This window comes from Litoreibacter sp., from assembly GCF_039974535.1.
In the GTDB taxonomy this organism is placed as follows: domain Bacteria; phylum Pseudomonadota; class Alphaproteobacteria; order Rhodobacterales; family Rhodobacteraceae; genus Litoreibacter.
Window position 1 is genome coordinate 324277 of sequence record NZ_JBDWIU010000003.1, and the last position, 21464, is coordinate 345740.

The 21464-nt window shown below is 55.5% G+C and carries 18 protein-coding genes and 1 tRNA gene; 5 read left to right on the forward strand and 14 right to left on the reverse strand.

The annotated features are described in order from the left end of the window. Positions 1-52: 52 nt before the first annotated feature. The 12 genes from ABJN86_RS02695 to ABJN86_RS02750 form a co-directional block, all read right to left on the reverse strand. Positions 53-733 (reverse strand): hypothetical protein, encoded by a 681-nt coding sequence (locus tag ABJN86_RS02695; RefSeq protein ID WP_348364195.1) that lies wholly within the window; start codon positions 731-733, stop codon positions 53-55. 44 nt (positions 734-777) lie between these two features. Then, positions 778-854: transfer RNA gene (locus ABJN86_RS02700), tRNA-Arg, on the reverse strand. 54 nt (positions 855-908) lie between these two features. Continuing rightward, complete coding sequence (locus tag ABJN86_RS02705) at positions 909-2129, reverse strand: cysteine desulfurase (RefSeq protein ID WP_348364193.1); 1221 nt, start codon at positions 2127-2129, stop codon at positions 909-911. Then, entirely contained in the window at positions 2122-2718 is a 597-nt protein-coding gene (locus ABJN86_RS02710) for a Yip1 family protein (RefSeq protein ID WP_348364192.1), read from the reverse strand. The genes ABJN86_RS02705 and ABJN86_RS02710 overlap by 8 nt, the downstream gene beginning before the upstream one ends. After that, the gene (locus ABJN86_RS02715; protein WP_348364191.1) at positions 2718-3206 is read right to left on the reverse strand and encodes a YIP1 family protein; all 489 of its coding nucleotides are present in this window, start codon (positions 3204-3206) and stop codon (positions 2718-2720) included. Before ABJN86_RS02715 ends, ABJN86_RS02710 begins: the two co-directional genes overlap by 1 nt. A 3-nt stretch (positions 3207-3209) precedes the next feature. Next, the gene (locus ABJN86_RS02720; protein ID WP_348364190.1) at positions 3210-4481 is read right to left on the reverse strand and encodes a SufD family Fe-S cluster assembly protein; all 1272 of its coding nucleotides are present in this window, start codon (positions 4479-4481) and stop codon (positions 3210-3212) included. A gap of 1 nt (position 4482) precedes the next feature. Further along, positions 4483-5238 carry a Fe-S cluster assembly ATPase SufC gene (gene sufC / locus ABJN86_RS02725; protein ID WP_348364188.1) on the reverse strand — a complete coding sequence of 252 codons (756 nt, stop codon included), beginning with the start codon at positions 5236-5238 and terminating at the stop codon, positions 4483-4485. Positions 5239-5317: 79 nt separating this feature from the next. Next, positions 5318-5899 (reverse strand): hypothetical protein, encoded by a 582-nt coding sequence (locus ABJN86_RS02730; RefSeq protein ID WP_348364186.1) that lies wholly within the window; start codon positions 5897-5899, stop codon positions 5318-5320. A 93-nt stretch (positions 5900-5992) separates the two neighbouring features. Beyond that, entirely contained in the window at positions 5993-6421 is a 429-nt protein-coding gene (locus ABJN86_RS02735; protein WP_348364185.1) for a hypothetical protein, read from the reverse strand. A 9-nt stretch (positions 6422-6430) separates the two neighbouring features. Next, a complete protein-coding gene (gene sufB / locus ABJN86_RS02740) occupies positions 6431-7957 on the reverse strand; it encodes a Fe-S cluster assembly protein SufB (protein ID WP_348364184.1) in 1527 nt (508 codons plus the stop codon). 14 nt (positions 7958-7971) lie between these two features. Then, the gene (locus tag ABJN86_RS02745) at positions 7972-9018 is read right to left on the reverse strand and encodes an aminotransferase class V-fold PLP-dependent enzyme (protein WP_348364182.1); all 1047 of its coding nucleotides are present in this window, start codon (positions 9016-9018) and stop codon (positions 7972-7974) included. Between the two features lie 3 nt (positions 9019-9021). Beyond that, entirely contained in the window at positions 9022-9483 is a 462-nt protein-coding gene (locus tag ABJN86_RS02750) for an Rrf2 family transcriptional regulator (RefSeq protein WP_348364180.1), read from the reverse strand. Positions 9484-9657: 174 nt separating this feature from the next. Between ABJN86_RS02750 and ABJN86_RS02755 the strand changes: the two genes are divergently transcribed. From ABJN86_RS02755 to ABJN86_RS02770, 4 genes are all read left to right on the forward strand, one after another. Next, positions 9658-10314 (forward strand): alpha/beta hydrolase, encoded by a 657-nt coding sequence (locus ABJN86_RS02755; RefSeq protein ID WP_348364178.1) that lies wholly within the window; start codon positions 9658-9660, stop codon positions 10312-10314. Further along, entirely contained in the window at positions 10314-10562 is a 249-nt protein-coding gene (locus tag ABJN86_RS02760) for a hypothetical protein (protein ID WP_348364177.1), read from the forward strand. Before ABJN86_RS02755 ends, ABJN86_RS02760 begins: the two co-directional genes overlap by 1 nt. Positions 10563-10597: 35 nt before the next feature. Then, on the forward strand, positions 10598-11176 hold the full coding sequence (locus ABJN86_RS02765) for an HD domain-containing protein (protein WP_348364176.1): 579 nt from the start codon (positions 10598-10600) through the stop codon (positions 11174-11176). 113 nt (positions 11177-11289) lie between these two features. After that, positions 11290-12498: an NADP-dependent isocitrate dehydrogenase gene (locus tag ABJN86_RS02770; protein ID WP_348364174.1), complete on the forward strand. Its 1209-nt coding sequence runs from the start codon at positions 11290-11292 to the stop codon at positions 12496-12498. Between the two features lie 3 nt (positions 12499-12501). On the opposite strand, the gene ABJN86_RS02775 is transcribed toward ABJN86_RS02770, so the two are convergent. Continuing rightward, on the reverse strand, positions 12502-13710 hold the full coding sequence (locus ABJN86_RS02775; RefSeq protein ID WP_348364173.1) for a DUF4375 domain-containing protein: 1209 nt from the start codon (positions 13708-13710) through the stop codon (positions 12502-12504). 159 nt (positions 13711-13869) lie between these two features. Between ABJN86_RS02775 and ABJN86_RS02780 the strand changes: the two genes are divergently transcribed. Then, positions 13870-14463 (forward strand): nucleotidyltransferase family protein, encoded by a 594-nt coding sequence (locus ABJN86_RS02780; RefSeq protein WP_348364171.1) that lies wholly within the window; start codon positions 13870-13872, stop codon positions 14461-14463. 111 nt (positions 14464-14574) lie between these two features. Here ABJN86_RS02780 and ABJN86_RS02785 read toward each other — a convergent pair whose 3' ends face one another. Beyond that, on the reverse strand, positions 14575-20985 hold the full coding sequence (locus ABJN86_RS02785; RefSeq protein WP_348377613.1) for a cadherin-like domain-containing protein: 6411 nt from the start codon (positions 20983-20985) through the stop codon (positions 14575-14577). Positions 20986-21464 lie beyond the last annotated feature (479 nt).

Below are 21464 nucleotides of genomic sequence, written 5' to 3' on the forward strand. Positions count from 1 at the left end.
ATTCAAATGAGCCGCCTACATTTTCTGTAAGGCGGCTTTTTACATGCTCAGCTTAGGCTGCTTGCTGGCAGATTAAATCCGCGCTCAACCGATGCGCCATGACATGCTCTGCGTTGGGAATATCATTGAGAAGAGCACGGGCTTCGGCCCCTGCCATATCATATCCATGCTCAATCCACCGCTCGATCAGACGAGAGCGAAGTTGATCAAGTGACGCTTCTATAAAAATTGACAGATCAAACAAGCCCTTTAGCTGATGCCAAGGATTCCGATCTAACAAGAGGTAGTTTCCCTCGGCTACGATGGTCCGCGCTGTCTCGGGTACGGACCTTGCACCGGCGACAGATATATCAAGAGCGCGATCAAACACCGGAAGGTAATGCTCCACCGACGAGTTCCGCACCCGAGAGAGCAACGACGCAAACCCTTCAAAGTCAAATGTTGGCGGCGCCCCCTTCCGATCCAGCAACCCCTTTTGATCCAACATAGCGTTGTCCAAATGAAACCCGTCCATCGGAAGCAAAACAGCCGTGTCGGGCGCATCGGCGTTCAACCGATCAACCAGAGTTTCGGCAAAGCTGGATTTTCCAACGGCAGGCGGCCCCGCAACAGCGACCAGATTACGTTGGCCATCACCGAGACGCTGAGAGATTAGCGACTGTGCCGCCGCGAGATGCTCGTCCAGAGAGCCTGCAACGGTTAACGGCTCATTATCATCGTTGAGGTCCATCATTGCATCATCCCTTCAAATCAAATCTAGCAGATAAAATTGGGAAATGGTGCACCCAGTAGGATTCGAACCTACGGCCTCTGCCTTCGGAGGGCAGCGCTCTATCCAGCTGAGCTATGGGTGCCTGCCAATGGCTATACAAGCGGCTCCAAGTTGCCGCAACGCCAAACTTTAAGGGTTATGCGAACAGCTCGTGACACAGCTCTAACGCGTCAATCAATGCGTCGACCTCGTCGGTTGTGTTGTACATCGCGAAGGAGGCTCGGGTCGTCGCAGTCAAGCCCATGTGCTCCATCAACGGTTGCGCACAGTGCTGTCCCGCCCGCACCGCGACGCCCTTTTTGTCGAGCACAGTGGAGATGTCATGCGCATGCGCAGCCCCATCAATGGTAAACGAGAATATTGCCCCTTTGTTCGCGGACTGCCCCTGAATATTTAGCCAATTCAGACCATCCAGACGAGACCGTGCATAGTCGCGCAATACAAGCTCATGCGCCGCGATGTTGTCCATCCCGACATCCATCATGTAATCGAGCGCCACCCCCATACCGATCATTTGAACGATCCCGGGGGTACCTGCCTCAAACTTCATGGGCGCGTCGTTGTAGATCACCTCATCCTTGTGGACGTCGCGGATCATGTCGCCACCGCCAATGAAGGGCTGCATCTCGGCCATCCGGTTCGCACGCACGTAAATCGCGCCGGACCCCGATGGACCATAGAGCTTGTGCCCCGTCACTGGATAAAAGTCGCAGCCCAGATCAACCACATCGACCGGCATATGAACCGCCGCTTGCGAGCCATCGACCATTACTGGAACACCGCGCTCCCGCGCTGTGTCACAAATGGATTTTATATCCACAACCGTGCCAAGCACGTTGGACATATGCGTGACAGCAATCAACTTGGTGCGCGGGGTGATTGCATCGATTACGCTTTGTGGGTCCAGATCACCATTGGTGTCCACATCCACCCACACCAATTTCACCCCAAGGCGCTCGCGCAGGAAATGCCAAGGCACAATGTTGGCGTGATGCTCCATCACGCTAAGGATGATCTCATCACCGGCCTGCATACGTGGGGCAGCCCAACCGTAAGCGACCATGTTGATGCCTTCGGTGGTGCCGGAATTGAAGACGATCTCGTCCTCTGAGGCGGCGCTTAGGAAGTTTGCGACCTTGCCGCGCACCGCCTCATACTTGTCCGTGGCAAGGTTGGAGAGGTAGTGCAACCCACGGTGAACATTGGCGTATTCATGCGCATATGCATTGGTGATCGCATCAATCACAACCTGCGGTTTTTGCGCCGATGCCCCGTTGTCGAGGTACACGAGCGGCTTGTCATTCACCATCCGGTTAAGGATAGGGAAGTCTGCCCTGATTTTCTGGACATCATACATCGGCAGCCAACTCCACTCCGAAAATCACTGAAATAACCGCGAGGATAACCCCCAAAGAGAGCATTATCCCGATAAAGCCGATCACCGCCCCAGCAACAACACCGCCCAAAGATTTGAAGCCATGTAGCACTTGGACGAAAATCAAAAATACACCGAACATATACAACGCACCTGCCCATCCGAACATCAACGCAATCGGCGGTGCAACCAAGAACAACCCAATTTGGACGACCTGCATTGCTAGCAAAACAACCTGCATCCAGATCGTCGCCAGCAGGCTTTCATCAAACGAGCCCTCGCCGTCAAAAGCGCGCCCGATAAAATGCGAAGCTAAGGCCGTAATCGTCAGTAAGGCCCAAATCACGAGTGCTAGCACGATGGGGCTGCTAGGCAGCGGGCTTTGTTCCGCCACCATCACTGTTGGAACGAACACCAGCGTAAGCTCGCTCATCAAGGAAGAAATCACAGCTGTCAGCGTCAATACCGTCCATAGCGATCGGCGGTCCAAATCCAACTTAAGAACTTTTCCCGCGGCCTCACGCGGACTGCGCAGGGTCAACAAGATCAACGATAGGAAATACTCAAACATCAGGCCGCCTTTTCCAACTCTATCAAGCTGTTGATCCAGACCCACAAAAAGACAGCAAATGACGCAAGAGCCACCATGTTGGCCTGTAATCCTGCCCCGATCATCGCCTTGACCAATCCTTGGAACAACACCAGCGGCGTTGATGCAAGCAAGCCCCAGAACATCGCCAAACGCGCATCCGTTGGGGTGCCCTGCCCGCCAAAGGCCTTGGCCACGAGATGGCTCATGCTTGCAACGACATAGAAAAAAATCGGTGCCAGAAGCAGTGTCCCGAAAAACGTGCCCAGAGCGAGCCCGAACAATGGAGCGTCACCGTTGCTTAGGTGTGACGTACGGGCCAAACTTGGCAGAAGCGCGACAAAGAACAAAATACAGGCGGCAAAAAGCCAGCCCAACCCTGTGCCTTCATCCGCGCCCGCGTCACGGAAACGGCGCGCTACCTTGCGTGGTTCGCGGTAGCTTTCAAAGATGATTTGCGCCGTTGCCATAGCTTAGCCGTTACGGCGCTCAAACCACGCCTCAAGGCGGCTCAAAAGCTCCGCCGCGAGGTCGTCGTTGTCGATTTCTTCCAAAGCTTCGCCAAGGAACGCCAGAACCAACAGATTTTGCGCCTGTGCCTCAGGAACCCCGCGTGACCGCAGGTAGAACAAGGCATCCTCGTCGATCGCGCCAGACGTCGAGCCGTGCGAACACGCCACGTCATCCGCGTAAATTTCCAGCTCAGGCTTGGCCAAAAACTGGCTATCACCGTCCAGAAGCAAGGCTTGGCTGATTTGGTAGCCGTCGGTTTTCTGTGCGCCGTCTTTTACAAGGATCTTACCTTGAAACACGCCAGTGGCCCCGTTGCGCAAAACCTTCTTGAACACCTGACGGCTTTCGCAATTCACCGCATCATGGGTGATGAATACCGTGTCGTCATGATGGAAGTCGCCATCCCCGACAGCAGCACCTGCAACATGTGCAATTGCGTCATCGCCGGTCAGCTCCATGATGCATTCGTTGCGTGTCAGCACACCGTTCACAGTCAGGGTAAAGCTTTTGAACGTGCTCTCGGTTCCAAGACGCGTAAAGATATGCGTCACAGCACGGCGTTCATGATCGCGACCTTGTGCCCGCACATGGTGGAACGCGCCGTTGTCAGCCACATCAGCTTCCAAGACTTGGTTAAAGCGTGCCGCAGCAGGTCCGTTTTCAATCAGCGTCATTTCCGCGCCATTTTCGACCTTCACCACGTGGTGGAGGATCGCATCGGAACTGTTTGATTTATGTAGGTAAACCACCTGAACGGGCTTGCTGACTTTCGCCGTCGCGCGGATTAAAACGCCGTCCGTCGCAAAAGCCGTGTTGGCCGAGGCCAATGGGCGCTCAACTGGGGTCTGACCGTTGGTTTCCAAAACGCCATAGAGATCTTTTGCCCAGTGAATGTCAGCTTGTACCGCGTCAGCCAATCGCGAGATTTCCAAGCCCTCAAACGCCAAATCGTCAGAGGCCGCCGGATCAAAAACGCCGTCAACGAAGACGATTTTCAAGGTGTCGATCTCGCCAAACACGGCCGCTTCGTCAGAGACGAAGACCTCGGCGGGCGTCGCAGTCGCGTCAGTCAGCGTTGTTGGGTTGGTGTATTTCCAATACTCGTCTCGACGCCCCGGCATGCCCATCTTAGTCAAACGAGCGGCGGCACTTTCGCGTGCGGATTGCGCCCATGCGCCCTGCCCGTCCGGCAGTGCGCGCGGTGCGACGGTCAATTTTTCAGCGGCACCCATCTTAGGCCACCTCTGCCAGCAGATCAGCGTAGCCGTTGTTCTCAACTTCCAACGCCAACTCTGGCCCGCCAGTTTTAATGATGCGGCCGTTTGCCATGATATGCACAACGTCCGGTTTGATGTGGTCCAACAGGCGTTGGTAGTGTGTGATTACAAGGAAGGAGCGCCCTTCAGAGCGCAGCGCGTTCACGCCCTCAGCGACCAGTTTCATCGCATCAACGTCCAGACCGGAATCCGTTTCGTCCAAGATGCACATCTTTGGCTCGAGCATCGCCATTTGCAGGATCTCGTTACGCTTCTTCTCACCGCCCGAGAAGCCCACGTTCACAGGGCGCTTCAACATGTCCGCGTCAATCTTCAGGCTCTTGGCCTTTTCACGTACGAACTTGAGGAAGTCGCCTGCGGACATCTCGTCTTCGCCACGCGCTTTGCGTTGCGCGTTCACAGCCGTACGCAGGAAGGTCATGTTGCCCACACCTGGAATTTCAACCGGGTATTGGAACGCCAAGAACAAGCCAGCGGCGGCACGCTCTTCTGCGTCTAGGTCTAGCAGATCAACACCGTCGAGTGAGGCCTCGCCATCGGTTACCTCATAGCCGTCCTTGCCGGACAAAACGTAAGAAAGCGTGGACTTACCAGACCCGTTAGGCCCCATGATCGCATGCACTTTGCCCGCCTCAACGGTCAGGTCGACACCTTTGAGGATTTGCTTGTCCTCGTCTTCAAGTTGCACGTGCAGGTTTTTGATTTCCAACATGGTTTCTCTCTCTTTCAACGCAAGCGACCCCGCATGGGTGACCCATGCGAGGCGCGTTTAACTGTGATTGTTGTTTGGTTTATTCCGCCACAGGCTCGGCTGCGGGTGTTAATTCTGCGGGCGGTGCTACGCCCCAATTGGCCAGTTGCGCGAAGGCTTGGAACTTCAAGCTGTCCGCATGTTCCGGCGAATACATTTGCGACCAGATGCCCGGTGCAGCGCGTGCCATATGTGGCTCGGCGTAATGCGTGGCGTAGAAGCCCGCAATGATGACCCCCACCAATATGACCGAGCGCAGGCCCGACACATAGAGAAGGAAGAACGCGATTAAAGCCGACATGCCGAGCGGACCCAAAGCCTCGACCAGCAGTCGGAAGTTGTCGAATTCCGATGCCGCACCCTGCGTCGCGTGAAACGCGCTGAGGCTTCCGCCGAAGAACGACACGATGCCAAGGATGAAGGCCGTGATGATCGGCTTGATCTCGAGCTTCTTCTTTTCGATCACACCAATGGTCGGAGCTGATTTCGATCCCTTGCCAGAAACCTGACGCGCACGAATTTCGTTCAGCTCGCCGCTGCCCAAAACCCCTTCGGCAACAAAGCCCTTGCCGGAATTGATCCGCTCCAACCGTGCCTGAAAACCTGCGTCTGCCATGCTCATGGGTTTCCCCTCCATCTGTATTCACAGACAGATATAGGGGGGTAACTGGGCCGGAATGTGGCGAGAAGCGGGAGTTATTTTGCGGAAGAAACATCATGACTTAGTGTTCCAACGATCCAAATCGCCGTTTTTCTTAGCCAGCTCTACACGAAGCTTAAGCTCCTCTTGCTCAAGCTCATGTATCTGAAGCTGCATTTCTTCTAGTTTCGTACCGTTCCGTTTCCTTTGCACAATCAAAAATGAAACCAACCCGAAGCAATAAAGCACGAATGCACCTACGCCAAAGCGGCCGGCAACTTCGGACCCTAGATTGCTTGCAGTAACACTCGCCACTAAGAAAACAAACAACCCTACGCCAAGGAACAGCATTACCCGCCCGGTGCCCAACCGACCATCCATCATGTGATAGCGATAGGAACTTGGGTCAGCATCCGCTTTTACGTGCCCCATAGCGTTGGTGACAGCGTTGTCAGCTATGTTTTCAATAGCTGCACTTTCTATATGTGAGTTGGATCGATACATCGTTTTGGCTTACCCAACAGACCCTTCCAGCGAGATCGCGACCAGTTGCTGCGCTTCCATGGCGAATTCCATCGGCAGCGCTTGCAGCACCTCCTTGGCGAAGCCGTTCACGATCAATGCGACGGCCTCTTCTTCGTCCATACCGCGTTGGCGGCAGTAGAACACTTGGTCGTCGTCCACTTTGGAGGTCGTCGCCTCGTGCTCAACACGGCTCGAGTTATTCTTCACCTCGATGTAGGGAACCGTGTGCGCGCCGCATTTGTCGCCGATCAGCAAGCTGTCGCATTGCGTGTAGTTGCGCGAGTCCTTGGCTTTGGGGTGCATGGACACCAAACCGCGGTAGGTGTTTTGCGCCTTACCGGCAGAAATTCCCTTAGAGACGATGCGCGATTTGGTGCGCTTGCCAAGGTGGATCATCTTGGTGCCAGTGTCGGCCTGTTGCATATTGTTCGCGATGGCGATGGAGTAGAACTCACCCTGAGAGTCGTCGCCGCGCAGGATGCAAGACGGGTATTTCCACGTCACGGCAGAGCCAGTCTCCACTTGCGTCCACATCACCTTGGAACGATCGCCACGGCAATCGGCACGTTTGGTCACGAAGTTATAGATGCCGCCCTTGCCTTCTTCATCACCCGGATACCAGTTCTGAACGGTGGAGTATTTGATTTCCGCGTCGTCGAGCAGCACCAGCTCAACCACAGCCGCGTGCAGCTGATTGGTGTCGCGCATTGGCGCCGTGCAGCCCTCAAGGTAGGACACGTAGGACTCTTTGTCGGCGATGATCAAAGTGCGCTCAAACTGGCCGGTGTTTTCAGCGTTGATGCGGAAGTATGTGGACAGCTCCATTGGGCAGCGCACACCCGGTGGGATGTAGACAAACGAGCCATCCGAGAAGACGGCCGAGTTCAGCGTCGCGTAGAAGTTGTCGGTTTGTGGCACCACGGAGCCGAGGTACTTCTTCACCAACTCTGGGTGATCTTTGATCGCCTCGGAGATGGAGCAGAAAATCACGCCAGCTTTCTTCAACTCTGCTTGGAAGGTTGTCCCAACAGACACGGAATCGAAGACCGCATCCACCGCCACTTTGCGCGGCTCGTCGGTCATGTCTTCAGCACCCTCAACACCCGCAAGGATCATTTGCTCCTTCAACGGGATGCCAAGCTTCTTGTATGTTTCTAATAGCTTAGGATCGACTTCATCCAAGGACTTAGGCTTCTCGGCCATAGATTTTGGCGAGGCGTAGTAATATTGGTCTTGGAAGTCGATCTTGGGGTAGTGGACCATCGCCCACTCCGGCTCTTCCATCTTCAACCAACGGGCGTAGGCTTCCAGACGCCAATCCAGCATCCACTGCGGCTCGTCGTTTTTCTCGGAGATCAAGCGCACGATGTCCTCGGACAGGCCTTTCGGCGCGTAGTCCATTTCGATCTCGGTTTCCCAGCCGTATTTATACTTGCCGCCCACTTCGCGCACGGCATCTACGGTGTCCTGATCTACGCCTTCTTTGACGTTGTCGCCTACATCCTCAAGTGACATGTCAGTCTCCCTGCTTATCGCGCCGCTTTGGCGTTAAATTTTTGCTCTGCCTTCAGCCACGCATCTGCGAAGCGAAGGATTTGTTCTTCCGTCGTGTCGGGGCCAAGTGACACGCGCAACGTGCTTGTTGCCAACGCATCGTCGAACCCCATGGCCGCAACAGTGCTGCTGGCCTTTACTTTGCCGCTGGAACACGCTGATCCGGCAGACACAGCAAACCCGGCCAAATCCATAGCCATGACTTGCGTCTCGCCTTTCCAGCCCGGCGTGGCAAAGCATGAGGTATTAGGTAACCTCTGCGCTTCTTTTCCGATAAAAATCGTATTCTCTGTTCGCGTCGTAATGGTCTTTTCTAGAATGTTTCTAAGTTTTGCAACCCGATCCCATTCACCATTTGTCAAATCACGCGCAGCTGCCTCAGCCGCAGCACCAAATCCGGCGATACCGATCACGTTCTCAGTGCCAGAGCGACGGCCCATTTCTTGCCCCCCGCCCTTGATCTGCGTCTCCACGTCCAACCCTTGTCGCAGCACCAAAGCGCCTACACCCTTTGGGCCACCCAGTTTATGTCCTGATATCAAGGCCATCTGCGCGCCTGACCACGAAAACGCCACTGGCACTTTCCCAAAAGCTTGGGTCATATCCGCGAGCGCCAATCCTTCTGGGATGTCCTGCAAAACGCCGGTCTCCGAGTTGGCGAGTTGCAGCACGCTGCTTACCGGATCGTTCACATCTACTTTACCGAGAGCATCGACTGCCAAAGTGCCCGACGTCCAAGCGCCCACCGCATCATGCTCCACCGCACCACTTTGCAAATCGCGCCCCGCGCAGGCCAATGCCGCAGCCTCGGTGGCCGACGAGGTAAACACAATGTCAGCACCTGATGCGCCAAACGCGTTGGAAATCTGCAACCTTGCTCGCTCCACTATAGATTTGGCGGCGCGGCCTTCAGCATGAACGGACGACGGATTTCCCACCGCGTCCATTGCCGAAATCATTGCCTCGCGGGCCACTTGCCGCAACGGCATGGTCGCGTTGTAGTCAAGATAAACGCGCGACATGTGCTAGTCCTCGTCTACCACTGTAAACAGCGTGGGCACGGCTGGGCACGGTGTGAGGTCATTCTCAATCACGTCAGACAGTCGGGTTTGATGCAAGAACACATAGACATGCGCCGACAGGCTTTCCCACAAGCGGTTGGTCATGCTTTGTGCTTTTGACCCGCTCGACGCCCCAGACGCCCCTGCGCCCGTGTGCATGGCGCTGACGGTTTCATCCACCGCTTCGAGGATTTCCGACACGCGCATCGCATCTGGTGACTTGGCCAAGCGGTATCCGCCGCCCGGTCCGCGCACTGATTCCACCAATCCTGCGCGGCGAAGTTTTACGAACAACTGCTCCAAGTAGGGCAAAGATACGTCTTGGCGTTTGGAGATTTCCCCTAAAGAGACCAAGCCTTTGTCCTTGCTTTGGGCCAAGTCGGCCAAGGCAACCATGGCGTATCTGCCTTTGGTGCTAAGTTTCATGGCGTTATCCCTCTAGTTCAGGCGAATATCGTTGACGATGGCAGGCGCAGACCTTAACTCAGTTTGACTAGTCCGACGACGTATGATCGGGCGATTTAGAATAATTCTAGGTTCTCCGAGCGTTCTCGTCAACTATATGGGAGCCTTGATGAGCAGACGCAAGGAAAGACGCATATGCCCGAAGTGATTTTCCCCGGACCGGAAGGCCGCCTTGAAGGCCGCTACCACCCCCACAAAGGTATGCGTGATGCGCCCATCGCGATCATCTTGCACCCGCACCCACAATTCGGCGGGACCATGAACAACCGCGTGGTCTACAACCTGCATTACACGTTCCATAACATGGGCTTCAACGTGCTGCGGTTTAACTTCCGCGGCGTTGGTCGCAGCCAAGGGGAGTATGACCAAGGCGTGGGCGAGCTGTCTGATGCAGCATCGGCATTGGATTACTTGCAATCGATGAACCAAAACGCCAAGCACTGCTGGGTTGCAGGTTTCAGCTTTGGCGCATGGATCGGTATGCAGCTTCTGATGCGCCGCCCCGAGATTACCGGTTTCATCTCGGTCTCGCCTCCTGCGAATATGTACGACTTCTCGTTTCTGGCGCCCTGCCCCGCGTCTGGTCTGATGATCAACGGCCTTGGTGACCGCGTGGCCCCGCCACAAGACACCGTCAACTTGGTCAACAAGCTGCACGAGCAAAAAGGCATCACGATCACGCACCAAGAAGTCGAAGGTGCCGGCCACTTCTTCGAAAACGACCACATGGACACACTCACCGGATCGGTTGAGACCTATGTTCAACGCCGCCTGACCGAGAACACACGCTAATGGGTATCACCGAGGATATCGCCGACGGCCTTGCCAAGAAGGCAATCGCAGTTGAAAACGAGTTGGATGATGAAAGCGTCATCCCGCATGTTGCGACGTTGATCGGCGCATCCTCGCAGACCACCCAAGAAGCTTTCCTAACTGCCGTGCGCGTTCGCAAAGCCGAGGCGCGCGCGATAAAGTTCCTCAAGGATAAGCTGGCAGGCAAACAGGGTGAGAAATTGCCCACCAGTGGCGACAAAGGTTAACACCGCGTCGCTCTAGCATCAGGACCCCTCCCGACATGAGCGACAGACTTTCCCAACAATTTGCCTTCCTGATCGAAGCGGACAAGCTGAAGTCCGTACTTCGCGGCACAAATCTGTGCGACGGCTCGCGGCGCGAGAACTCGGGCGAGCATAGCTGGCACATCGCGCTCTATGCGTTGATCATGGCGGAGCACGCCACCCGACCGGTGAATATCGACCGCGTTATCAAAATGTTGCTACTCCATGATCTGGTTGAAATCGACGCGGGCGACAACCCAATCCATGGCGACCATGACCCTGCGGAGATGGAGAAGGTCGAGAAGGCTGCCGCTGATCGCATCTTCGGTCTTCTGCCGCAGGATCAGGCCGCTGATTTTCGCAACCTCTGGGATGAGTTTGAGGCAGCCGAGACAGACGACGCCGTCTTCGCCAAGTCAGTGGACCGCGTGCAGCCCGTCGTTAATAATCTGGAATGCGGCGGTGGAAGCTGGCCCGAATACAAAGTCACGCCTGAGCAATTGGAAATCCGTGTGGGCGTTAAGGTTAAGCGCGGGGCACCTGCCCTTTGGGCTCATCTGAAGACCCGCATAGATGCTTGGTTTACCGCAGAATGAACGTCGCATTCTTGGCATGAATCTTATTCGTATACGAAGGTATACATCCTTCACTAATCACCGAATTTACAATATGGTGATTTCAAAGAACATCCATTTGGCCGGAGAAAACCATGTCCAAAATTAAGGTAGAGAACCCCGTCGTAGAGCTAGACGGTGACGAGATGACCCGCATTATCTGGGACTTCATCAAGAAAAAGCTGATCCTGCCCTACTTGGACGTTGATCTGAAGTACTACGACCTCGGGATGGAAGTCCGCGACGAGACGAACGACCAAATCACCATCGACGCCGCCGAAGCGATCAAGAAATACGGCGTTGGCGTCAAATGCGCGACGATCACCCCCGATGAGGGCCGTGTGGAAGAGTTTGGGCTGAAAGAGATGTGGCGCTCCCCCAATGGGACGATCCGCAACATCCTTGGCGGCGTGGTGTTTCGCGCCCCGATCATCTGTAAGAACGTGCCGCGCCTTGTCCCAGGTTGGACCCACCCTATCGTGATTGGCCGCCACGCGTTCGGCGATCAATACAAAGCCACCGATTTCTTGATGCCCGGCCCCGGCAAACTGACGATGAAATTCGTCGGTGAAGACGGCAAAACCATCGAGCGTGAAGTCTTCGACGCCCCCTCCGCTGGTGTCGCCATGGGCATGTACAACCTTGATGCCTCCATCATCGATTTCGCGCGGGCCTCGTTCAACTACGGCTTGAACGTTGGCTGGCCAGTGTATCTGTCCACCAAGAACACAATCCTCAAAGCCTATGACGGTCGCTTCAAGGATATCTTCCAAGACATCTACGACAAAGAGTTCAAAACCCAGTTCGAAGAAGCTGGTCTTTGGTATGAGCACCGCCTAATCGACGACATGGTCGCCTCGGCAATGAAGTGGTCAGGCAAGTTCGTTTGGGCATGTAAAAACTACGACGGCGACGTGCAGTCCGACACGGTGGCGCAAGGATTCGGCTCACTTGGCCTGATGACATCCGCATTGATGACACCGGACGGCAAGATCGTGGAAGCCGAAGCGGCACACGGCACTGTCACGCGTCACTACCGCCAGCACCAAGCGGGCGAAGCGACCTCCACCAACTCCATCGCGTCGATCTATGCGTGGACCGGCGGATTGAAGCACCGCGCCAAGTTGGACAGCAACGAGCAATTGATGGGCTTTGCTGAAACGCTGGAGAAAGTCATCGTCGACACGGTTGAGAGCGGCTTCATGACCAAAGACTTGGCCCTACTTGTTGGACCAAACCAAAGCTGGCTCACCACCGAAGGGTTCTTGGAAAAGATCGATGAGAACCTCAACAAAGCGATGTAGCGGCTAGGTCAATTTGCTGGTGTCCTCGGCTTTCAACGCCTTGAATTCCTTTCCCTTAATGCTGCCCAACAATGTCTCCCCCGCGAGGTCGCACATCACTGCGGCGTCGCGTTGGAGCAATAGCAGATGTTGGGCGCCGCTTTGCGTCACGACGAAGTAATAGCATTTCTCGGCGGCTTTACTCTCCGGTCCCTGCTCGGCTTCAAGAAAGCCAAGGCGAGCAACCGGATCACCGGGGAAGGCTTTTTTGCCAATTTCATAAGCATAGCGCGCAGGTTTTTGCACCTTGGCCAACTCGATCTGCTCGTTCACCCGAACTGTCGGGCGATTGAAAACGCTGTGATGCATACCGTCTTCAGAGTTCACTACAAAAATCTCGACCTCACGTTCGCCGATCACCCCGACCAATGGGCCAGTGGTTGTCTCCAAAGACCACATGATGGGCTGGGTATTTAAAGATTCGTCATCCAGCGCAGTCGGATTTCCAAATGGACGCCCGCCTTTTATCACCTTCACATCAAACGGCTTATCCTTCGCAGTGGCCCCTGCCACGCAAGATCGAAAGGATGCAATCGTGTCGGTGGTCAGCCCTGAATCAAGTGCCGCAATGTCGTTGATGCGGCGGCGGGCCGGCAATTGAGAGTTCGCCGCTGCAAACCCTTGCAACGCTTTTCCCACGTCCTCCTTGGGCAAAACCTCGACCACGGGGCTGTTTCCCATCCAATCGTTGGCCGTGGTGTAGAACAATTCGCGATCTAGCGCGTAGAAATCCGCATCCAAGTCATCCAGCGCTTCTGCCCTGTTCGAGAACCCGTTTTGTGCCGCCGCTTCCTCAGGGTTGGCCTCAACCCAATATTGTAACTTATCCAGCAACTCCGCCAAAGGTGCACAGCCGATCAGCTCCATCCCCTTAAGCGCCATCGGCAATGCTTTCGGTCCACCGGGTTGTGCTCTGTCGTTGCTCAAGAATTGCGAATGCCCGCCGTTGGAAACCTCTGCCATGTAGAAATCAGCGAGGTAAAGCCATTCAGCCTCTACGGGAAATTCGCCCGATAGATAGAGAGCCCCATGGAGCGCCGAGTTGGTATAATCAACCAACTCCATCATGCCATCGTAATATTTTGCGTCAGGCTCCAAGGATTCTTGCGATATGTAGATCGCCGGAATATTCGGACGTGCGTTTCTGGTAATCCGCTTCAACAAAGACAACATCAAGTACATGCTCCAATAAGGTCGACTTCATATCTTTGACGCGCAACTGTGTCCAATCTAGGGTGCAATTATGACGCAAGATAACGCGCCAATACCTGCGACAGAACGGATACTTATGCCCAACTTACCCCATGAAAATGCGATCCCTGAGGTCGCACGATGAAGGTAGCAGCGTTACTTCTAGCCGGTGGGGCTTCGTCACGCATGGGGGCACGTGACAAACTTCTGGAGCAGATCGACGGCGTTCCATTATTGCGGGACCGCGCCTTGATGAGCCTCAATTCAAAGGCTGCGTTGGTACGGGTGGTGCTACCGCCCAATCGTCCGAACCGCGAGGATGCGCTTTCGGAGTTGGACGTGGAGGTCGTGTTTAACGGCGGCTCCGAATTGGGGATGTCCCATTCCATCCAGATCGGGATCGAAGGGATGGACGCAGATGCGGTGCTGATCGTTCTGGCCGACTTACCTGACCTGACGACGACTGACCTGAACAAACTTATCAACGCTGCAACCGCTCACCCGCTTGCCAATGTGTTGCGCGGGGCAAATCAGGCCGGAAAACCCGGACATCCGGTACTTATCCGCCGCGCGTTGTTTGGCGAGCTTTCGCAGCTGTCGGGCGATACTGGCGCACAACCCGTTCTAAAACGCCACCTGTCGGATACCGTCTTGGTGCCAGTTGGAGCGGCAGCATTGCGCGACCTCGATACCCCCGAAGAATGGGACGCGTGGCGTGCGGAGCGCACGACATAAGTTAGAGACCGCTCAATAAAAAAGGCCCCTCTTTGCAGAAGGGCCTTCTTAATCAATCACTAGTTACCCCCCAGATACGCCCCAATTAGGGGCGCAACTGAAACTCTAACCTTACTTAAACAGCAACTTAGCTTCGTGCTTCTTCAGGGTCAGGCGGGCGGAAGCATATGCTTCGCGGCCGGCTTCGCCTTGCAGCTCTGGGAACAAGTCGAAGATTTCGTTCCGTTGCGAGTTGCCGATGCCTTTCAGCGAGTAGTCACCAGGTTGGAAGCTCTCTGTCCACGCGCCGTTCGACAAGACAACTTCGTGGTTGTCGAACATGAAGTGGATATAGGTCGTGCCCATTGATGCAATGGTCTGGACACCCTGCGACGGGTTAACCAGGTGCTTGGCCGAAACCAGAACCTCGTTCTCCTCGAAGTAGAGGGCAACGCGATCGTTGTTCACCAGCATCCGGTGGTTCGGGCTTACCAGCATATCACGCTCTGGCAGACCGTTCCCGAGGGAGCCTTTCTGGATCAGGACAGGTTGCAGGTGTGGGTTGTTTTGCAACTCACGACCATCCATGCGCTTGGCACCGATCCAACGGATCTCTTGGATGCCATTGTCACGTGTGATGATCTTGTCACCGACCATCAGGTCCTCAACAAGGATTTCACCACGTACCGTCGCAATCGAAGTGCCCGGTGTGAAGCAAGGAACGATGCTTTCGATCTCGGAGAACTGAAGTGTCCCGATCACGTCACCGCCAACACCGTCGAGGAACTCAACAGTACCTGAAGTGCTGTCGCCGTCCGCATCCACAGTTTCGCCAACGACACGCAGTGGGCCTGCACCAGTCAGGTCCAGAACATCGTTGTCGTCGCCTCCAGTGCCGCCGTCGATAATGTCACCAGCACCGTCTTCCGCGCTGCTTACGATGATCGTATCAGCATCGTCACCACCATCGATCGTGTCAGCGCCTTGGCCACCGATCAACGTATCGTTCCCAGTGCCACCGTTGATATCGTCCGCATCCACGCCGCCGTCGATGAAGTCATCGCCCGCATCGCCGTTCAGCGTGTCATCGTCGTCAGCACCGAAGATCGTGTCGTTGCCGTCACCGCCGTTGACCACATCCATACCGTTGTTAAGCACCAGATCGCCGTCAACATCAGCGATGTCGAGGTTATCAGGCAGTCCCAGATCAGGGTCGATGCCAGCGAAGACGATATCATCGCCTGCGCCCGCATTGATCACGTCGGAGCCTTCGCCCCCCACGATACGGTCATCGCCGTCGCCACCATCGATAGTATCGGCGTCTAGGCCACCATCGATTGTGTCGTTGCCAGCGCCACCGATAATAGTGTCAGCGTCGTCACCGGTAGAGATCGTGTCGTCACCGTCGCCACCATCAACAAAGTCGATGTCGTCGTTCGGGTCCAGATCACCTGGGAACAAGCCCGGGTAGCCAAGATCAGGACGTGGGCTGTCGCCGGAAGTGTCGATAACGTCGTCACCGTCGCCACCCTCAACGGTGTCGTTACCGTCGTTGGTTTCGATTGTGTCGTTGCCAGCGCCGCCAAGAACGGTGTCATCGCCAGAACCGGTTTGAGCAATATCATCGCCCTCGCCCAGATCAACGGTGTCATCGCCAGAGCCGCCCATGACGTTGTCGTTGCCGTCGCCACCAATGATAGTGTCGTCGCCAGCGCCGCCCCAAAGGAGGTCATCGCCATCGTCACCTTCGATAGTGTCGTCGCCGTCACCACCTAGGATTTCGTCGTTACCAGCACCGCCAGACAGGAAGTCGTCGCCTGCTTCGCCGTGGAGCGTGTCGTCACCCTCTTCGCCGAAGACTTCGTCGTTGCCTTCGCCAGCAAATACGGTGTCATCGCCGTCACCAGCCAACACGATGTCGTCTTGTGGGCCTTCGCCCGGCAAGAATTCGTCGTTGTTGTCGATCAGATCGCCTTCCGGATCGTCGAGGTAGTTTTCGTCGATCAAGTCGTCGCCAGCGGTGCCTTCAACGATACCGTCGTTCACGCTAACTGTGACTGTCGCGGTGTCAAAGCCACCGTTGCCGTCTGTGATTGTGTAGGTGATCGTCGCCACGCCGCCAAAATCTGGTTCAGGAGTGTAGGTCAATGTGCCATCAGCGTTGATGGTTACTTCGCCTTCGTCCACGGAGGCTTCGGTCACTGTCAGATCATCGTCCTCTGGGTCAGTGTCGTTGCCAAGAACTACGATTTCAACTGGCGTCAAGTTGTTGGTCGACGCTTCGTCATCCACCGCATCAGGCCCATCGTTAACCTCAGTAACCTCAATGGTGTGCACTGCGTTGTCGGTGCCGCCATTGCTGTCGGAGATCTCGTAACTGATCGTGGCCGTGCCGTTGAAGTTCTCGGCAGGTGTGAACGTCACTGTGCCGTCGCCGTTGTCGACCAAGGTGCCTTCGTCAGCAGGAACAGTTGCGTTGATCACTGTCAGATCGTCGCCGTCCGCATCAGAGTCGTTGGCCAGCAAATCAACGGTAACCGCTGTGTCCTCGGTGGTGACATCGCTGTCATCCTCAGCCACTGGGCCGTCGTTAACCGCACCGACAGAGACCACCGCTTGGCCTTCGTCTTCGCCGCCATTCCCGTCAACAACCGTGTAGGTGATTGTCGCTGGGCCATTGAAGTTCGGAGCCGGAGTGAAGGTCACTGTGCCGTCGCCATTGTCCACAACCGTGCCCTGCTCGGCAGGAACAGTCACCGAACCGACGCTCAGGTCATCGCCGTCAACGTCTGTGTCGTTGGAGATCAAGTCGATGGTGATCGGCTGGTCTTCGTCTGTGGTCTCAAGGTCATCAACCGCAACTGGGTCGTCGTTCACAGGTGTGACTGTGACGATGACTTCGCCGATATCTGCCCCGCCGTTGCCGTCGGTGATACCGTAGGTGATGGTCGCTTCGCCGTTGAAGTTCTCGGCAGGTGTGAACACCAGCTCGCCGTCAACAACCTCAACCATGCCTTGATCGGCCGGAACAGTCGCCGTTGTGATGCTCAGGTCGTCGCCTTCGGTGTCGAAGTCGTTGTCCAGCACGTCGATGGTCACCGGAGTGTCTTCGTCGGTTGTCACCGCGTCATCCACAGCCTGTGGGCCGTCGTTTACGCCGATAACTTCAACGTTAACAACCGCTTCGCCGCTGTCTTCACCGCCCTGGCCGTCTTGGACCGTGTAGGTGATTTCCGCCGGACCCGTGTAGTTCGGAGCAGGCGTGAAGGTGACCGTGCCGTCGCCATTGTCGACAACTGTGCCCTGCTCAGCCGGAACCGAAACGGTGCCGATGTTCAGCGGATCGCCGTCCACGTCGGTGTCGTTGCCGATCAGATCGATAACAACCGCTTCGTCCTCGAAGGTCTCCGCGATGTCGTCAACCGCCACGGGCGCGTCGTTCACTGGAAGCACTGTGACCGTGTGGATCGCAGTGTCCGTGCCGCCGTTGCCGTCGGTGATCGCGTAGGAGATCGTCACTTCGCCGTTGAAGTTCTCGGCTGGAATGAAGGTCACTGTGCCGTCGCCATTGTCAACGAGCGTGCCTTGGTTCTCAGGTACAGTCGCACCGGTCACTGTCAGCGTGTCGCCATCCAGATCCGTGTCATTGGCCAGCAAATCAACCGTGATCGGGGTGTCTTCATCCGTAACATCAGCGTCGTTAACCGCGTCAGGGCCGTCATTGATTGCGCCAACCTCGATGGTGTGGGTCGCCCAATCCCGGCCGCCGTTGCCATCTGTGATGTCGTAGTTGATGGTCGCCGTACCGTTGAAGTTTTCGGCTGGCGTGAAGGTGACTGTGCCGTCGCCATTGTCGACCAAAGTACCCTGATTAGCAGGAACAGTCGCGTTGGTGACAGTCAGTGTATCGCCGTCAACGTCAGTGTCATTGGCCAGCAAATCAACCGTGATCGGAGTGTCTTCATCCGTCACGTCGCTATCGTTGACCGCATCAGGCGCGTCGTTGACTGCTTCGACCGTTAGCTCAACAGTGGCCGTGTCCGTGTTCCCGGCTTCATCTTCAATTGTGTAGGTGATTGTCGTGTCACCGTTGAAGTTTTCAGCAGGTGTGAAGGTGATCGTCCCATCAGCGTTGATCTCAACTTCACCATTTGGCGATGTTGCGTCGATCACTGTCAGGTCATCATTTTCAGGGTCAGTGTCGTTGGCCAAAACGTCGATTGTGACGCTTTCGTCTTCTGTACCGGTCGCAGTGTCGTCAACTGCGTCAGGGCCTTGGTTTACGAGGTCGCCAATGATTTGCTCGATCTCGGTGAAGACCAAAGACCCAGTGACGTCACCATTGTCGTCGAGGAACTCGACAGTACCCGAGGTGCTGTCGCCGTCTGCATCAACCGTTTGGTTCACGATGCGGAATGGGCCTTCGCCTGTCAGATCAAGAACGTCGAAGTCGTCGCCGGTTGTACCGCCGTCAACTGTGTCGCCATCGTTGCCGCCAAGGATGGTATCGCGGCCAGAGCCACCAAAGATCGTGTCTGCACCTTCGCCACCTGTCAGCTCGTCATTACCAGCGTCACCGTAAAGCGTGTCATTGCCAGCACCACCGAACAGGGTGTCATTATCGTTCATGCCTTCGAGAACGTCGTTTCCGTTTCCGCCCATAAGCGTGTCGTCGCCGTCGTTACCGCAAAGGACATCGTCGTCGTCGCCACCTGTGATGGTGTCGTCACCGTCGCCACCTATAAGGAAGTCATCGCCAGCGCCGCCTTGAATGGTATCGTCCCCAGCTTGGCCAAAGATGTCGTCATCACCGTTACCGCCGGACAAAGCATCGTTACCGTCGCCGCCTTCGATGCGGTCGTCGCCGTCTTCGCCGAAGATCATATCGTCGCCGGATCCACCATTCAGGGTGTCATTACCAGATTGACCGTGGATCCAGTCGTTGCCGTCGCCACCGTCAACAGTGTCGTTACCGGAGCCCATCCAAATTTCGTCGTTGCCAGCGCCACCTTGTGCGGTGTCGTTGCCCGCGCCGCCGATGATGACGTCGTTGCCGTCGCCACCGTCCAATGTGTCGTCGCCATTGCCGCCTTCGAGACGGTCGTGGCCGCCTTCACCGAAGATAATGTCGTTGCCATCGCCACCGCGCAATAAGTCATTGCCGTCAGGGCCATCGTCGACAACGTCCGCATTTACGTCGAAGAACACATCCGTGATGTTAATACCGGAGTTATCGCTACCAACTTGATCGTGCAGAATCTCGATGCGGCTTACTGGACCAGCAATAGAAACCACAACCGAGTAGTTCGGCGATGTGTCTGCTGCGTAGCCGCCATTGGACGTAGCAGTGTCATTACCCACTACACCGTCGGTGTTGCTTAGTGTCAGGCTGTTGCCAGCGTCCAACTCTACAACAATTGCGTTGCCGTCTTCGTCAAATGCGCGAACGCGAACAACGCCGTCGCCATCAATGTCATTGATGCGGAACTCAACGTTTTCAACGGCGTCGGAGTAGGATAACTCGTATTCCGCCCGACCGCTATCCCCGTTCGTTACCGAGAAAAGCGAGCTGTTGTCTTCTACAGTCTCGGAACCGCTATCGATGCCGCTAACCAGTTGTGTGTCTGTCTCAAATTCAGTTTCAGCGTAGCCGCTTTCGGACAGAATGGAGAATGTCACTTCGACATTACCAGTATCTTGGGTGAAGCCATTGGCGTCGTTGCCATTGCCAAAGTTCGGTGCATCGTCCCAGTTCAGGCTCTCGCGAACAGTATTGCCAGCGCCAGCGCCGTCATAGTTGCTGTCACCGTAGATGATATCGTCACCGGCACCGCCATTTACAGTGTCATCGCCCGAGCCCGCGTAGACTTCGTCGTTGCCTTCGCCCGAGTTTATTGTGTCGTTGCCACCGAACGCGTCCACGATATCGTCGTTCGGGCCTTCGCCTGGCAGGATCTCGTCGTTCGCATCGATGAAGTCGCCATCAGGGTCGCCATCGTAGTTCACGTCGATAACATCGTCGCCAGCCGACCCCTCGACGACGCCGTCCAACATGTCGTCATCTTCAGGTGTAATGAAGCAAATATTGTCGATCGCACCGGAGCCGTTGAGCTCAACTTCCATACGCGAGACGTTCTGCGCGTTAATGTTAACCGTGGCTTGGCCGTTGTTGCCTGTTGGTGAGATTGTAATCGTGTCGATCAGATTGCCATCCGCATCGAAAAGGCGAACCACGCCAGATTCTTCAACATCCAGCACGTTGAAGTTGACGACATCAGAAGGCTCATCGAATTCAAAGATGAACTCGCCACCACCTGCGTTATCGTCCGGATCGTTGCTATCACCGTCTTCCGACAAGATCAGCACGTTGCCAAGGTTGTTGGTTGCAAGGTCTGAGTCACCGCCAGTTGGGTTATCCGTGTCGAACACCATAGGAGGCGTGCTCGGATCGCCAGAACTAATAGTCACGCCATTAGCAGCGAATTGGCCGTTGACGATATCGCCAGCTTGAAGGTTTTCAAACGTAATTAGTACGTCGGGCATTCTCAGTCTCCTACGACATTACCGAGGCGGAACGAATTACAGTCGTTCTCAACGGCAAATTTGAACTCATTGATGCACACTCCAGAAGCCATCACGCGGCAAGAGACAGCGCTTAACGCTGTCAGCAGAACCAATAATGTGAATTCTATAGCCATGTTCTTTCCCAGGCTTCGTGCAGTTATCAAATCCGGAAGAGTGAAGACGCCACAAATGCGGCCACACTAAACGCGGCGCCAAAAAGAGGGGAAAGATGGGCAATGAAGCCCAATGTTCGGTGTCAGCTTGTAATAAGCATTCGTTGAGACCCAACGAACCACGCAAGCGTTCACACGAATTCCCTCGCATTCGGCAGGAATGCGTCATCGTGTGGCCGCCCCCGTGGCCATATGTCTTCACCCCCCAGATGGGTGTGCTTTTACTTACCTTTATAAAAGCTCACCCAACAGTGGTATTTTTGAAAGCTCGTCACAAACCGGCCT